The following is a 13319-nucleotide window of genomic DNA, read 5'->3' as shown; positions in this document are numbered from 1 at the left end:
CCGCCGCACCGCCGCCCTCAGCCGCCCGCCGCCTCCGCCGCGGGGCTGAAGGCCAGAACCACGCACCCGGCCACCGCCACCGCGACACCCGCGAGGGCCGCGAGACCCCACCCCGGACGCACCGTGTCGCCCAGGACGAGCACCCCGACGACGCCGGGCAGGAGCACCTCGACCACCCACATCACGGCGGTCACCGGGCCGAGCGACCCGCGCTCCAGGGCCCGCGCATAGGCCACCGCCCCCACGACGCCGGACGCCACCAGCGCCCACGCGGCCGGCTGCAGCGCCACCTCCCGCACCACGTCGAGCGGCCCACCGGCGCCGACGTGCACCGCCCGCGCCGCGAGCGCCAGCCCCGAGAAGCCCACCCCCGCCAGGCCGCCGAGCACCAGCGCGGGACCGCGTCGCCACAGCGCCGCGAGCGCCACCACCGCCGCGACGGCGAGGACCGTCACGGCGGTCGGATAGCCCTGCGGCGCACCGGCGTCGGACTCGGCGCCCGACGACAGCGCCACCAGCACCAGACCGAGCGAGACGACCCCGATGGCCGCCCAGTCGCGCCCGGAGGTGCGCGCGTGCAGCACCACCCGAGCGAGCAGCACCGTGATCGCCAGCGATCCGGCGAGCAAGGACTGCACGGCGAACAAGGGCATCCGGGTCAGCGCGACCAGCGAGGCCACCCAGGCGAGGGCGTCGCAGCCCAGGCCGGTGAGATAGGCCGGGTGCCGCAGCACCGCGGAGCCCTCGGCCCGCGACGCGGCGAGCCCCTGGGAGACCGAGGCCAGGGCATAGAGCAGCATCCCCGCCAGCGCGGCGGCCAGACCGAGACCCATCAGCCCACCAGCCCCGGCACGAGTCGCGTCCCGACGGAGCCGGTCACAGCTCGCGGCCCCATCACAGGTCCAGGCCCAGCAGAGCGTTCTCGACGACCTCGACCAGGGCCGGGTGGGTCCAGTACTGCCCTCGCGCCATCTGCGGCACCGTCGTGCCGAGCGACATGGCCTGGACGAGCGGCTGGACGAGCAGGCTCGCCTGGTGCCCGACCAGGTGCGCCCCGAGCAGCTGCTTTGTCTGGGGGTCGGCGAGCAGCTTGCACACGCCGGCCTGGTCCTCCATCGCCCAGCCGTACGCCGTGTCGCCATATCGCTGCACCGTGACGACGTGGTCCCGGCCGGCCGCGCGCAGCTCGCGCTCGGTCGCACCCACCGACGCCACCTGCGGGTGCCCGAAGACCGCCGCCGGCACGAACCGGTGATCGGTGCTGCGCAGGTCGTCCGGGTGCGCGAGGTTGTGGGCGACGACGCGGGCCTCGTGGTTGGCGACGTGCTTGAGCTGGTATGGCGAGGAGACGTCCCCGAGCGCCCACACTCCCTCGACCGAGGTGCGCTGGTGCTCGTCGACCCACAGCCGCCCGTCCTCCATGCGGTAGCCGACCTCGGCCAGGCCGAGCTGGTCGCCGTTGCGGGTGCGTCCGACCGCGACGAGCACGGCGGCGACGACGACCTCGCCGCCGGTCGACAGCGCGAGGTGCCAGCCGTCGTCCTGCCGCGTCGCAGACCTCACCTCGGTCTCGAGCCGCAGGTCGAAGCGCTCGGCCGCGGCGTCGGTCACCACCCGGGAAACCAGCTCGTCCTGGCTGCGCAGGAGCAGGTCGGAGCGCTGCAGCCAGACCACGTCGACCCCGAGCGCGTCGAAGACGTGGGCGAACTCGCAGGCGATGTAGCCCCCGCCGATCACGGCCATCCGCCGCGGCAGCTGAGGCATCCGCATCACCGTGTCCGAGGTGTGGATCCCGGCGTCGGGGTCGACCTCGCGCAGCCCGTCGACCGGCAGCATCGTCGGGCGGGCGCCGGCGGCGATCACGATCTGCTCGGCCGTGATCGTCGCGCCGGTGCCGGTGTCGATCTCGGTGGGCGCCGTGAAGCGCGCGCTCCCGCTGAACACCGTCACGTGCGGGTCCTGCCGGCGGTAGTCCTCGCCACCGCGGGCGATCGGGTCGATCCGGCCGAAGACCCGGTCGCGGATCTCCTGCCAGCGGACCTGGGGATCGGCATAGGAGATCCCGAGCCGCTGCAGGTCCGCGGCCTCGGTCACCACGTCCGCGGGATAGGCGAACATCTTGGTCGGGATGCACCCGACGTTGAGACAGGTCCCGCCGAAGACCCCCCGCTCGAGGATCGCCACGTCGCGGCCCTCGAGCTCGGGAGTCAGCAGCGAGTTGCCCGAGCCGGTGCCGATGATGATGAGGTCGAAGTGCCTGTCCGCCATGGGCTCAGGCTAGCCGGGGCGCCTGGGGGCTCAGCGGGCCCCGACCAGCGCGTCCCCCGTGAGCGCCCGCACCTCGTCCATGACCTCCAGGGTGAGGATCGTCGCGTCGAGCGGCCGGATCGGGGTCTCCAGCAGCCCGGCGTCCAGGCAGCGGGCCACCTCCAGCGCCTCGTAGAACAACGCCGCGTGCGCGATCGGGGTCTCCTCGTGGCGCAGCACCTGGCCGTCGCGGGTGCGGACGGTGAGCGGTCCGGGCTTGTAGAAGGGCCCCTCCAGCGTCGCGAAACCCTTGCTGCCGCTGATCGACGCGCTGGTCGGGGTGCGCACCAGCGAGGTCGCCTCGAGCGCGGACTGGGTGGTGTCGCCGTGGCGCAGCTCCATCACGGTCTGCGCCATCACGCCGGACGGGCCACGCACACCCTGCGCGTGGATCTCGGTGGGACGGCCGAGCGCCCAGGTCGCGAAGGCCACGAGGTAGGTGCCCAGGTCCATCATCGCGCCGCCCGCAGCCGCGGGGTCGTTGATCCGGTGGTCGTCGTCGAAGTACTCCCCGAGATCGGCCGACAGCAGGTGGATGTCGCCGAGCAGCCCCTCGTCGAGGACCGTGCGCAGCACCGTGAACTTCGGCAGGAACATCGACCACATCGCCTCGGCGCAGAAGACGCCTCGCGCCCGCGCCGCGGCCGCGATCTGCCGGGCACCGGCCGCGTCGACGGCCATCGGCATCTCGACCAGCACGTGCCTGCCCGCCTCGATCGCCAGCAGCGCGTGGTCCACGTGGTGCGGGTGGCGCGTCGCGACGTAGACCACGTCCACGTCGTCCTGCGCCACGAGCTCCTCGTAGGACCCGCACGGCCGGCCACCGTGGCGCTCGGCCAGCTCGGTGGAGCGGGCCAGGTCGCGCGAGCCGATCGCCGCGACCTGGTGGTTGGTGTGGCTGAGCACCGACCCGAGGAAACGATCGGCGGCCCAACCGGTGCCGAGGATCCCCCAGCGCACGACGGGCCCGTCGAGGGGGTGGAGACGGTCGGGGGACGGCAGCGGCAGCGACATCGGTGCACTCCTCGTCGAGGGGATGATCTGCCCAGGCTAGGAGCGCGCCCCGGCCCCGGGCGGTCGAGAGCCCGGGGCCGGTCCAGTTGCGTCGATGCGGTCGTGTGCCGGCGTCAGCGCCGCAGCTCGTGCGCGAGGGCGTCCAGCTCGCCGCCGCCCGCCATCTCGTGGGTGAGCTCGTCCAGCGTCAGGTCGGCCTTGGCCCGGTCGAGGGAGACCCGACCCAGCTTGAGCACCACGAAGTGGTCGCCCACGAGCATCGCGTGGTTGGGGTTGTGGGTGATGAAGACGACGGCGATCCCGGCGTCGCGGGCCTTGGCGATGTAACGCAGCACCACGCCCGACTGCTTGACGCCCAGCGCGGCCGTCGGCTCGTCCAGGATCAGCACCTTGGCCCCGAAGTGGATCGCGCGGGCGATGGCCACGCACTGCCGCTGCCCGCCCGACAGCGCCCCGACCGGGGTCTCCAGGTCCGGTATGACGACCCCGAGCTCCCGCAGCGACGCGTCGGCCTTGGCCTTCATCTCCTCGATCGCCAGCCGCCCGAAGGGCTTGCGCGTGATCTCGTTGCCGAGGAAGAAGTTCCGCCATACGGCCATCAGCGGGGCCAGGGCGAGGTCCTGGTAGACGGTGGCGATGCCTGCCGCCTGCGCCTGCCGCGGGGAGGTGAAGCGCACCGGGTCGCCCTCGACCCGGACCACGCCCGAGGTGTGCTCGTGCAGCCCGGCCATGACCTTGATGAGCGTGGACTTGCCCGCGCCGTTGTCACCGAGCACGCACGTGACCTCGCCGGCCCGCGCCGTCAGGGAGACCCCGCGCAGCGCCTCGACGTGGCCGTACGACTTGCCGACGTCGTCGAGCTCCAGGATCGGGGCCTGCTCAGCCTCCTCGACCGGGTGGCGCTCCTGCTGGACCGTGCTCATCGCCGCTCCGCCTTCCGCTTCATCCAGACGTTGACCAGCGTCGCGGCGAGCAGCATCACGCCGAGGAAGGTCTTGAACCAGTCCGGGTTCCAGCCGGCGTAGTTGATGCCGAGCTGGGCCATGCCGTAGATCAGCGCACCCACCGAGGCACCCACGACCGAGCCGTAGCCACCCGTCAGCAGGCAGCCGCCGATCACCGCGGCGACGATGTAGACGAACTCCTTGCCCACGCCCTCGCCGGACTGGACCACGCCGTAGCCGAACAGCAGGTGCATCCCGGACAGCCAGGCCCCGAAGGCCACGAAGAGGTACAGCGCGACCTTGGTGCGGCGCACCGGGACGCCCGACGCGCGGGCGGCGCCGTCGTCGCCGCCCACCGCCAGGATCCAGTTGCCCTGCCGGGTGCGCAGCAGCAACCAGGCGCCGACCGCGGTCAGCAGCAGCCAGTACAGCAGCGTGACCTTGAGGTTGATCGCCGCGTCGCCCAGGTGCACGGTCGTCTCCGCGGCGAACACCGCCTTGGCGGAGTCCCAGCCGTCCATGTCGGCGATCGAGCGGGACGCGACGTTGCCCGAGATCTCGCGCGTCATGCCGAGGTTGACCCCCTGCAGCACGAAGAAGGTCGCCAGCGTCGTGAGGAAGCTCGGCAGCTTGGTGCGGGTCAGCAGCAGCCCGTTGACCAGACCGATCGCCAGGCTGACGAGCAGCGCGACCAGGACGGCCACCCACACGTGGAGGTTGAAGTACCACCCCAGCAGCGCCGCCGCCAGGCCCGCCGTGGTCACGAGCACCCCCGCGGACAGGTCGAACTCGCCGCCGATCATCAGCAGGGCGATCGGCACCGCCATCATCCCGATGATCGAGGCGCTGTAGAGGATCGTCCCCACGTTGCTGACGTTGCGGAAGCCGGGGGCGATCGCCAGGAAGAAGACGAGCAGCGCGAGCCCGCCGATCAGCGAACCGATCTCGGGGCGGACGAGCAGGCGGGTGGCGAGCGAGGGCCGGGTGGTGCGGTCGTCGACCTCGAGCTCCGGGGCCGGCGGGGCGCCGTCGGTGGGCGTCAGGTCGGCGGCGGTCGTCTGCGCGGCGGCGGTTCCGGCGGTGGCGGGCGACATCAGCGCTTCCCCGCGGCGGCGAACTTCTCGATGGCGGCGACGTTGGTCTTGTCGACGAAGGCCGGACCGGTCAACGTCGCCTGCCCGCCACCGACGTCGTTGCCGTTGGTCTTGTAGAGCCACAGCGCGTCCACCGCGAGGTAGCCCTGCAGATAAGGCTGCTGGTCGACGGCGAACTGCACGTCACCGGCCTTGATCGCCTTGATCAGCTCGGCGTTGGTGTCGAAGGTCGCGACCTTGGCGGCCGACCCGGCCTCCTTCACCGACTGCACCCCGGTCAGCGCGACCGAGGCCTTGAGGCCGAGGACCCAGTCGATCGCCTCGTCCTGCTGCAGCTTGCCGGTCAGCTTGGACTGGACGTCGGCGGTGTCGGCGCCGTTGACGTACAACGTCTCGGTCGTGGGCAGGGCCGCCTTGACGCCCGTGCAGCGCGCGTCGTTGCCGACGTTGCCCTGCTCGTGCAGGATGCACAGGACCTTCTTGGCGCCCAGGCCCTTGAGCCGCTCGCCCGTCACCTGGCCCGCGACGCGGTCCTCCTGACCGAAGAATCCCTTGACGCCCAAGGCCTTCCACGCGTCCACGCCGCCGTTGAGCGCCGTGACCGGGATGCCGGCCGCCACGGCCTTCGTGACCGCCGGGCCCACCTGGTCCGGCTTGGACAGGGTCACCGCGATGCCGTCGACCTTCTTGTCGATGGCGGCCTGGACCAGGTTGGCCTGCTCAGCGCCGTCCGGGCTCGCCTGGTACTCCAGCGTGATGCCGTCCTTGTCCGCAGCGTCGTCGGCGCCCTTGCGGACCAGGTCCCAGAAGTCGTCGCCGGGCGCGGAGTGGGTGATCAGGGTGACCGTCATGGTCTTGGCGGGCTTGCCGCCGGCGGCCGCAGCCTCCTCGACGGCCTTGCGACCCCCGGTGGCGGAGCAGGCAGCCAGGCTGAGCGCCGCGGCGGCCGCGGCGACGACGATGGCGGGACGGCGTCTCATGGGGTCCTTCTGAGGTCGTGGAGGTGACAAACACCAGCATTGTCACCCATGACCGGCCGCGATGACACTCCGCCACGTCCTTCCGGCACTACCCTGCCCCTGTGCGTCCCCTGGCCGACCTGACTCTCGACCGCTCGTCGTCGACGCCGCTCTACGACCAGCTGGCCGCTCAGCTGCGCGCAGCCATCGACCGCGGCGTGCTCCAGCCGGGCGACCCCTTCGAGAACGAGCTGTCCCTCGCCGCCCGTCTGCAGGTCTCCCGCCCGACCGTCCGCAAGGCCATCGCCCAGCTGGTCGCCGACGGGCTCCTCGTCCGTCACCGCGGCGTCGGCACCCGCGTGGCCTGTCCGGTGGTGCACCGGCGTGACGACCTCACACCGCTGTACGACGAGCTCGACCGCACCGGCCGCCGCCCGACGACCCAGGTGGTCCGCCTGGTGCCCGCCCGCCGCAACAAGGTCGCCGCCACCGCCCTCGACCTCGACCCCCGCACCCCCCTGGTCTACCTCGAGCGGGTCCGCTGGTCCGACGGCCGACCCCTCGTGGTGCTCCGCTCCTGGCTCCCGCCGCAGTTCTCCACGCTCACCACCGCCGAGCTGGCCGAGCACGGGCTCTACGAGCTGCTCGCGAGGCGTGGCGTCGTCGCCGACCTCGCCCGCCAGCGCCTCGGCGCCCGGATGGCCACCCTCACCGAACGCCGACAGCTGCAGCTCACCCGCGCCGACGCCGTCCTGACCGTGCTGTGGCAGTCCTACGCCCCCGACGGCACGCCCATCGAGTATGGCGACCACGCCTACCGCGGCGACCAGTACGTCGTGGACAACACCCTGCGCAACCCCTGAACCCCCGCCTCGCGCCCCGCCATACCGCCGGCCTCGTCCGCGCCGCTGCGTGGCGACCCTCGCCCTGCACCCGGCCGAACCTCTCCCACGCCCGGCCGAGCCTGCGCTCGCCGACTCGGTGAAGACGCGACCGGGGGCCGAGGACGGGCACCTGTCGAGCTGCGAGCGCACGAGGGGAACGCCGGACGTCCGCCCCAGCGGGGCTGGCACGGGGGCGTCGGCGCCGCGCGACGGGGAGGAGGCAGGGAGCAGGTGGGAAGTCAGGGAGCAGGTGGGAAGGCAGCGCCGCACGGCGACGAGACGGCGCGTGGGATGGGCCGGGCCGGACGTGACGAGACCCGCCACCCCGGGGGGTGACGGGTCTCGAACGAACGCCGGGGCTTACTTGGCCGCGACGACGTCCAGCTTGACGGTGGCGAGCACCTCGGGGTGCAGGCGAACGGTCGCGGTGTAGACGCCGAGGGTGCGGATCGCGCCCTGGACCTCCAGCTTGCGGCGGTCGACCTTGGGGCCGCCCGCAGCGACGATCGCGTCGACGATCTGGGTGCTGTGGACGGAGCCGTAGAGGCGGCCGGCGTCGCCGGACTTCACCGGCACCTTGTAGGCCTTGACCTCGAGACGCTGCTTGGCGTCCTTGGCCTCCTCGATCGACTTGTGCTCGCGGGCGACGCGGGCCTTCTGGATCGCCTCGACCTGCTTCTGACCACCCTTGGTCCACGGCGTCGCGAAGCCGCGGGGAATGAGGTAGTTGCGGGCGTAGCCGTCCTTGACCTCGACGATGTCGCCGGGGGTGCCGAGGCCGGTGACCTCGTTGGTGAGGATGAGCTTCATGTCAGTTCCCTTCCCTGGGCTCAGCGAGCAGAGCTCGAGTAGGGCAGCAGGGCGACCTCGCGGGCGTTCTTGACGGCCTTGGCGATGAGGCGCTGCTCCTGGACGGAGACACCGGTGACGCGGCGAGCGCGGATCTTGCCGCGGTCGGAGATGAACTTGCGCAGCAGCGCGGTGTCCTTGTAGTCGATGTTCTCGACCTTGGCGGCCTTGAGCGGGTTCGCCTTCTTCTTGGGCTTGCGCACAACGGGCTTGGCCATTGTGGTTCTCCTTGCGTGGTCTACGAGAGGTGGTGCCGGGCCTGGGGCCACGGCTCAAGAGGTATGCCGACGCGGGCTCGCGCCTGGTCGGCCGATGCTCGATCGGGACGGATCAGAAGGGGGGCTCGTCGTAGGACGGCGCGCCGCCCCACCCGCCACCCTGCTGGGCGGGAGCGCCGCCCTGGGCCGGAGCGGCCGGGGCGCGACCGCCCTGCCCGCCACCGGTCGACCACGGGTCGTCGGACTGGCCGGCGTTGCCGCCGCCCCAGCCGCCACCCTGCTGGCCGCCGCCCTGCTGTCCCCCGAAACCGCTGCCCTGCTGACCGCCGAAACCGCCACCCTGGCCGTTGCCCCGCTGGGTCTTGGTGACCTTGGCCGTGGCGTAGCGCAGGGAGGGACCGACCTCGTCGACCTGCATCTCCATGACGGAGCGCTTCTGACCGGTCTCCTTGTCGTCCCAGGAGCGGGAGACGAGTCGGCCGGTGACGACGACCCGCATGCCCCGCTGGAGCGACTCGGCGACGTTCTCCGCGGCCTCGCGCCAGACCGAGCACCGCATGAACAGCGTCTCGCCGTCCTTGAACTCGTTGCTCTGCCGGTCGAAGGTGCGCGGCGTGGAGGCCACGGTGAAGTTGGCGACCGCCGCCCCGGACGGGGTGAACCGCAGCTCGGGGTCCTGGGTCAGGTTGCCGACGATGGTCAGCGTGGTCTCTCCGGCCATGGTGCTCTCCTCGATCCGTGCGTCGCGGGTGTCAGGGGTGGGTCAGGGGTGATCGAGCGATGGGACGACTCAGGCGCCGGGGCGCATGAGCTTGGTCCGCAGGATGGACTCGTTCAGCGAGAGCTGACGGTCCAGCTCCTTGGCCGTGGCGGGCTCAGCCGTGAAGTTCACGACGGCGTAGTAGGCCTCGGCGTTCTTGTTGATCTCGTAGGCCAGGCGGCGCTTGCCCCACAGGTCGATGTTGTCGACGGTGCCCTTGTCCTTGGTGATGACGGTGAGGAACTTCTCCAGCGACGGCTGGATGGTGCGCTCCTCGAGAGCGGGGTCGAGAATGATCATCAGCTCGTACTGACGCATGCGTTAACCCACCTCCTCTGGTCTCGGCGGCCACGGTCTCTCCGTGGCAGGAGGGTGTGCATGTATGCCGGCAACCGGCCCGGACGTCCACGCCACGGCGGGAGCCGCAGTGCGGACGGGCAGGATGCAAGCCTTTCTAGGCTACACGACCCCGAGCAGCACCTGGTCCGGCGCGCCCGCGCAGACACCGGCGAGCGGGTCGCGCTCCACCCGACCGCCCAGGCGGGTCGCGCGGCCGGACCCGGGCTCCGGCGTCGCGGCGGCGGCCTCGCGGTCCGGCACCTCGTCGCGCGCCCGGCGGGTCACCTGCCAGGCCAGCCAGGCCCAGGTCGCGAGCCGCGCCACCGTCAGCACCGCGAACCACCCTGCGGGCAGACCCCGGTCGGGAGCCTGGCCCGCGGCGATGTGCAGCCACAGGCCGACGAAGTAGGCGACCTCGACGCCCGCCCACACCAGGTGCTCGCGCCAGGTCACGCCGATCACGGCGAGGAGCGGGACGAGCCACAGGGACCACTGCACCGGCACCGATCGACCCGTCAGGCCGACGACCACCAGGAGCAGCAGGGCCACCTCGGCGACGCCGGGGCGACGGGCCGCCCCGAGCGCGAAGAGCACCGCCAGCAGGACCGCCAGCGCCCAGCCGGTCACGGCCAGACCGGTGGCCAGGCCCGACGGCACCGTGACGCCGAGCGAGGTGAACAGGTAGGAGATCGAGCCGTAGCCCGGCTCCGCGGCGGCCCACCGGGTGTAGACGTCCAGGACCTGCCTGCCGGCATACGCCACCATGCCCCCGATCACGGCGACGGCCGTGAGCAGCGCGACCCCGGCCGTGAGGCACCAGTCCACGATCCGTCCCGCGCGCAGGCACACCAGGCCCAGGGCGACCAGCAGGAGCACCGCGGGGGTGCGACAGGTGATCGCCAGCCCCAGCAGCAGGCCCGCCTCGACGGCCCGGCGACGGCTCCATGCCACCAGCCCGGCCATCGCCAGCGTCACCGCCACCAGGTCGAAGCTGACCAGCGCCGTGGTGACCACCACGGGGCTGAGGGCCAGGTGGGCGACGTTCCACCGGGTGCGCGGCGTGGCCCGCACCAGCAGGCCCACCAGCAGGACCAGCAGGATCGTGAGCAGACCGGCCCACAGGCCGGTGTAGGCCTGGGCCGCGGCCAGCGTGCGGCCCTGCTCCCCGCCGGGGACCAGCAGGGACACCAGCCACATGACGATGCCCGTGCCGGCGGCCTGGCCGACGCCCGAGCCGTCGCCGTAGGCGAAGCCGCCGTCCGCGAGCCCGCTGCTCTGGTAGACGACCGGGATGTCGGAGTAGCACATGTGCCAGAACTGGTCGCCCGCCCGCCACCCGTGGGCGAGGCAGTGTCCCCGCAGGAGGGTGGACAGCACCATCGCCACGGTGGCGGCGGCCGTCAGCGCGAGCAGGGCCGGGCGCAGGCCGCGACGACCGACCGCGGCGAGTCGTCCCGTGGGGCCGCCCAGCCACTCGCTGGCGGCCCGGGCGACCGGGTCCTCGCGCGTGGGGGCGACGGTGCGGGTGGGGTCGGTCAGCTGCATGGGCCCATCATGCCCGCAACTGCTCGGGCGACGGGAGGGGCGGTCAGCCGCGGGCCGTCGTCGCCACCGGCTTCACCGGATCCGGCGCGGGCGGGGCCGGCTCGGGCGGCCCCGGCTGGGGCGGCGCAGGCTCGGGCTGGTCCGGACCCGGGCCGGGCACCGGCAGCGGCAGCGGTCCCGGGTCCTGCGGCGTCGCCGTGGCCGTGGGCCGACGGCGATGACGCGTGTGGGTCGGCCAGGGCGTGGGCCCGTCCGAGGGGATGGACTGGGAGGGCCGGTCCGTGGGCCGCGACGAGCCGTCGGGCCAGCCGCCGTCACCGGTGCTGCCGTTCGGGCTGCCGTCGGGGTTCGTGTCGCCGGTCGTCCCGTCGGTCCCGGGGTGGGTGCCGTCACCGGGGTCGGAGACCTGGCCCTTGGAGAAGTTCTTGCGGCCGTCGTCGTTGACCCCCACGCGCTTGGGGAAGGACTCCTTGTCCTGGCCGTCGAGGGCCTCGCGCATGAAGGCCGTCCAGATCGGCACGCAGTACTTGAAGCCGCCGACGTTGCGACCGAGAGGCTCGTTGCCGGCGCCGTCGGCCTGGGGCTTGTAGATCGCGCATCCCGCGGCGAGCTGCGGGGTGTAACCGATGAACCAGACCTCCTTGTGGTCCTCGGCGGTGCCGGTCTTGCCCGCGGCCGGACGACGCAGGCGCTGCGCCTTGACCGCCGTGCCCTCGGTGATCGGGTGGGTCAGCGCCTCGGTCGTGTCGATGGCGATGTCCTTGTCGATCGTCTGCTTGGACTCGGTGGACGCGGTGTAGTCCACCTCGCCGTCGGTGCTCTTGACCGTGCGGATCAGGTGCGGGGTCGCGCGCCGCCCCTGGGCAGCGATCGTCGCGAAGCCGTTGGTGTTGTCCAGGACCGAGGGGGTCGCGGTGCCGAGGGTGTTGGTGAGGTTGTCCTGCAGCCCGACCGCGGGGGTGGCCGGTATGCCGGCCTGGAGGGCGGCCTTCTTGGTCGCGGCCGGCCCGATCTTCTCGTTGATCCGGATGAACGCGGTGTTCACGGAGTCCGCCAGCGCCCCCCGGATGTCGATGAACCCGTACTGCTGGTTGTACTCGTTCTCGACCTTGTCCTCCTTGGCCGGGCCGTACTCGTAGGGCGAGGACCCGGACACGCGCGACCGGGTCGAGAAGCCCGACTCCAGGGCCGCGACGGTGGTGTAGGCCTTGAACGTCGACCCGGCGGACAGGTGGGCGTCCACGGCGTTGTTGAAGGGGCGCTTGCGGAAGTCCTCCCCGCCGTACAGCGCCTGGATCTCCCCGGTCCCGGGCTTGATCGCGGTCATGCCGGTCTGCGCCCCGGGGATGTCCTCGGTCGCGCCGTACTCGTGGATCGCCGCGATCATCGCGTCCTGCTGCTTCTTGTCGATCGTCGTGACGATCCTCAGCCCGCCGGTCTTGACCTGGTCGTCGTCGAGATTGGCGAGCCCGGTGAGCTCCTTGGTGACCATCGCGATGAGGTAGCCGTTGGTGCCGCCGGTGATCTCTATCGGCTTGCGCTTCACCACCGTGGGGTACCGCGCGGCCGCCCGCTGCGCGGAAGTCAGCCAGCCCTCCTGCGTCATCCCGTCCAGGATCCACGCGACGCGCTCCTTGCTGCGCCCGAGGTTCTTGGCCGAGCGGGAGGGGTCGTAGAGCGCCGGGCCCTTGATGACCGAGGCCAGGAGCGCGCCCTCGGCGGGGTCGAGCTGGGAGACGTCCTTGGAGAAGTACGCCCGGGAGGCGGCCTGGATCCCGCTCGCACCGCGACCGAAGTCGATGGTGTTGAGGTAGTCCTGCAGGATCTGGTCCTTGCTGCGCTGCTGGTCGAGCTTGAGGGACAGGATCAGCTCCTTGAGCTTGCGCTGCATGGTCTGGTCGCGGGTCAGGAAGGTGTTCTTGACGTACTGCTGGGTGATCGTGGAGCCGCCCTGGGTCTGGCCACCCTGCAGGGCGACCTTGACCGCCCGGCCGATGCCGCTCGGGGACACGCCCTTGTTGGTGTAGAACGACCGGTCCTCCGCCGCGAGGAAGGCGCGCTGCACGTGCAGGGGGATGCGCTTCAGCGGCACGTTCTCGCGGTTGGTGCTGCCGGAGAGGCGGCCCATCTCGGTCTTGCCGTCCGCGAAGTAGACCGTGGAGATCTGGGCCTTGCTGGCGGGGTTGGCCTCGGGGATCTCGGTCACCGAGTAGAGGTAGCCGAACGCCACGACGCCGACCAGGCCGACGAGGACGACCACGAGCAGGAACCATCCCAGGAGCCGGGCCCACAGGGGGCGACGACGCTGCGCGGGCTGGCCTGTGGTGCGCCGGGCGCCGTAGGTGTAGGCGCCGTCGGCGCCGGTGGCTGGGGTCACGAGCTCTCCTTCGGGGGCACCTGGCGTGA

The 13319-nt window shown here is 72.2% G+C and carries 13 protein-coding genes; 1 reads left to right on the top strand and 12 read right to left on the bottom strand.

The genetic code is table 11. The features are described from left to right. Positions 1-17: 17 nt before the first annotated feature. The 6 genes from MM438_RS14100 to MM438_RS14075 form a co-directional block, all read right to left on the bottom strand. Positions 18-833, bottom strand: coding sequence for a hypothetical protein (locus MM438_RS14100; RefSeq protein ID WP_241453770.1), 816 nt, complete (start codon positions 831-833; stop codon positions 18-20). A 61-nt stretch (positions 834-894) separates the two neighbouring features. Next, on the bottom strand, positions 895-2268 hold the full coding sequence (locus MM438_RS14095; protein ID WP_241453768.1) for a mycothione reductase: 1374 nt from the start codon (positions 2266-2268) through the stop codon (positions 895-897). A 30-nt stretch (positions 2269-2298) separates the two neighbouring features. Beyond that, positions 2299-3321 carry a Gfo/Idh/MocA family protein gene (locus tag MM438_RS14090; protein ID WP_241453767.1) on the bottom strand — a complete coding sequence of 341 codons (1023 nt, stop codon included), beginning with the start codon at positions 3319-3321 and terminating at the stop codon, positions 2299-2301. 113 nt (positions 3322-3434) lie between these two features. Then, positions 3435-4244 carry an ATP-binding cassette domain-containing protein gene (locus MM438_RS14085; protein ID WP_241453766.1) on the bottom strand — a complete coding sequence of 270 codons (810 nt, stop codon included), beginning with the start codon at positions 4242-4244 and terminating at the stop codon, positions 3435-3437. Further along, positions 4241-5359: an ABC transporter permease gene (locus MM438_RS14080; protein WP_241453764.1), complete on the bottom strand. Its 1119-nt coding sequence runs from the start codon at positions 5357-5359 to the stop codon at positions 4241-4243. Before MM438_RS14080 ends, MM438_RS14085 begins: the two co-directional genes overlap by 4 nt. Then, positions 5359-6339, bottom strand: coding sequence for a substrate-binding domain-containing protein (locus MM438_RS14075; protein ID WP_241453763.1), 981 nt, complete (start codon positions 6337-6339; stop codon positions 5359-5361). The genes MM438_RS14080 and MM438_RS14075 overlap by 1 nt, the downstream gene beginning before the upstream one ends. A 101-nt stretch (positions 6340-6440) precedes the next feature. On the opposite strand from MM438_RS14075, the gene MM438_RS14070 reads away from it, so the two are divergent. Further along, positions 6441-7181 carry a GntR family transcriptional regulator gene (locus MM438_RS14070; RefSeq protein ID WP_241453761.1) on the top strand — a complete coding sequence of 247 codons (741 nt, stop codon included), beginning with the start codon at positions 6441-6443 and terminating at the stop codon, positions 7179-7181. Between the two features lie 381 nt (positions 7182-7562). On the opposite strand, the gene rplI is transcribed toward MM438_RS14070, so the two are convergent. The 6 genes from rplI to MM438_RS14040 form a co-directional block, all read right to left on the bottom strand. Continuing rightward, positions 7563-8012: a 50S ribosomal protein L9 gene (rplI, locus tag MM438_RS14065; RefSeq protein ID WP_241453759.1), complete on the bottom strand. Its 450-nt coding sequence runs from the start codon at positions 8010-8012 to the stop codon at positions 7563-7565. A gap of 20 nt (positions 8013-8032) precedes the next feature. After that, positions 8033-8269 (bottom strand): 30S ribosomal protein S18, encoded by a 237-nt coding sequence (gene rpsR, locus MM438_RS14060; RefSeq protein WP_154592099.1) that lies wholly within the window; start codon positions 8267-8269, stop codon positions 8033-8035. A gap of 112 nt (positions 8270-8381) precedes the next feature. Next, positions 8382-8990, bottom strand: a complete 609-nt coding sequence (locus tag MM438_RS14055) for a single-stranded DNA-binding protein (RefSeq protein ID WP_241453757.1) — start codon at positions 8988-8990, stop codon at positions 8382-8384. Between the two features lie 69 nt (positions 8991-9059). Then, complete coding sequence (gene rpsF, locus MM438_RS14050; RefSeq protein WP_241453755.1) at positions 9060-9347, bottom strand: 30S ribosomal protein S6; 288 nt, start codon at positions 9345-9347, stop codon at positions 9060-9062. A gap of 141 nt (positions 9348-9488) precedes the next feature. Next, entirely contained in the window at positions 9489-10913 is a 1425-nt protein-coding gene (locus MM438_RS14045) for a hypothetical protein (RefSeq protein WP_241453754.1), read from the bottom strand. 43 nt (positions 10914-10956) lie between these two features. After that, entirely contained in the window at positions 10957-13290 is a 2334-nt protein-coding gene (locus MM438_RS14040; RefSeq protein ID WP_241453751.1) for a transglycosylase domain-containing protein, read from the bottom strand. Between the last annotated feature and the right edge of the window lie 29 nt (positions 13291-13319).

It is taken from the genome of Arsenicicoccus dermatophilus (genome assembly GCF_022568795.1).
In the GTDB taxonomy this organism is placed as follows: domain Bacteria; phylum Actinomycetota; class Actinomycetes; order Actinomycetales; family Dermatophilaceae; genus Arsenicicoccus; species Arsenicicoccus dermatophilus.
This window is presented reverse-complemented; position numbering and strand designations above follow the sequence as displayed.

Excerpts from the sequence above, each read along its gene's own strand:
- MM438_RS14100 (WP_241453770.1), bottom strand. The coding sequence starts at position 833 with ATGGGTCTCGGTCTGGCCGCCGCGCTGGCGGGGATGCTGCTCTATGCC.
- MM438_RS14095 (WP_241453768.1), bottom strand. The coding sequence starts at position 2,268 with ATGGCGGACAGGCACTTCGACCTCATCATCATCGGCACCGGCTCGGGC.
- MM438_RS14090 (WP_241453767.1), bottom strand. The coding sequence starts at position 3,321 with ATGTCGCTGCCGCTGCCGTCCCCCGACCGTCTCCACCCCCTCGACGGG.
- MM438_RS14085 (WP_241453766.1), bottom strand. The coding sequence starts at position 4,244 with ATGAGCACGGTCCAGCAGGAGCGCCACCCGGTCGAGGAGGCTGAGCAG.
- MM438_RS14080 (WP_241453764.1), bottom strand. The coding sequence starts at position 5,359 with ATGTCGCCCGCCACCGCCGGAACCGCCGCCGCGCAGACGACCGCCGCC.
- MM438_RS14075 (WP_241453763.1), bottom strand. The coding sequence starts at position 6,339 with ATGAGACGCCGTCCCGCCATCGTCGTCGCCGCGGCCGCCGCGGCGCTC.
- rplI (WP_241453759.1), bottom strand. The coding sequence starts at position 8,012 with ATGAAGCTCATCCTCACCAACGAGGTCACCGGCCTCGGCACCCCCGGC.
- rpsR (WP_154592099.1), bottom strand. The coding sequence starts at position 8,269 with ATGGCCAAGCCCGTTGTGCGCAAGCCCAAGAAGAAGGCGAACCCGCTC.
- MM438_RS14055 (WP_241453757.1), bottom strand. The coding sequence starts at position 8,990 with ATGGCCGGAGAGACCACGCTGACCATCGTCGGCAACCTGACCCAGGAC.
- rpsF (WP_241453755.1), bottom strand. The coding sequence starts at position 9,347 with ATGCGTCAGTACGAGCTGATGATCATTCTCGACCCCGCTCTCGAGGAG.
- MM438_RS14045 (WP_241453754.1), bottom strand. The coding sequence starts at position 10,913 with ATGCAGCTGACCGACCCCACCCGCACCGTCGCCCCCACGCGCGAGGAC.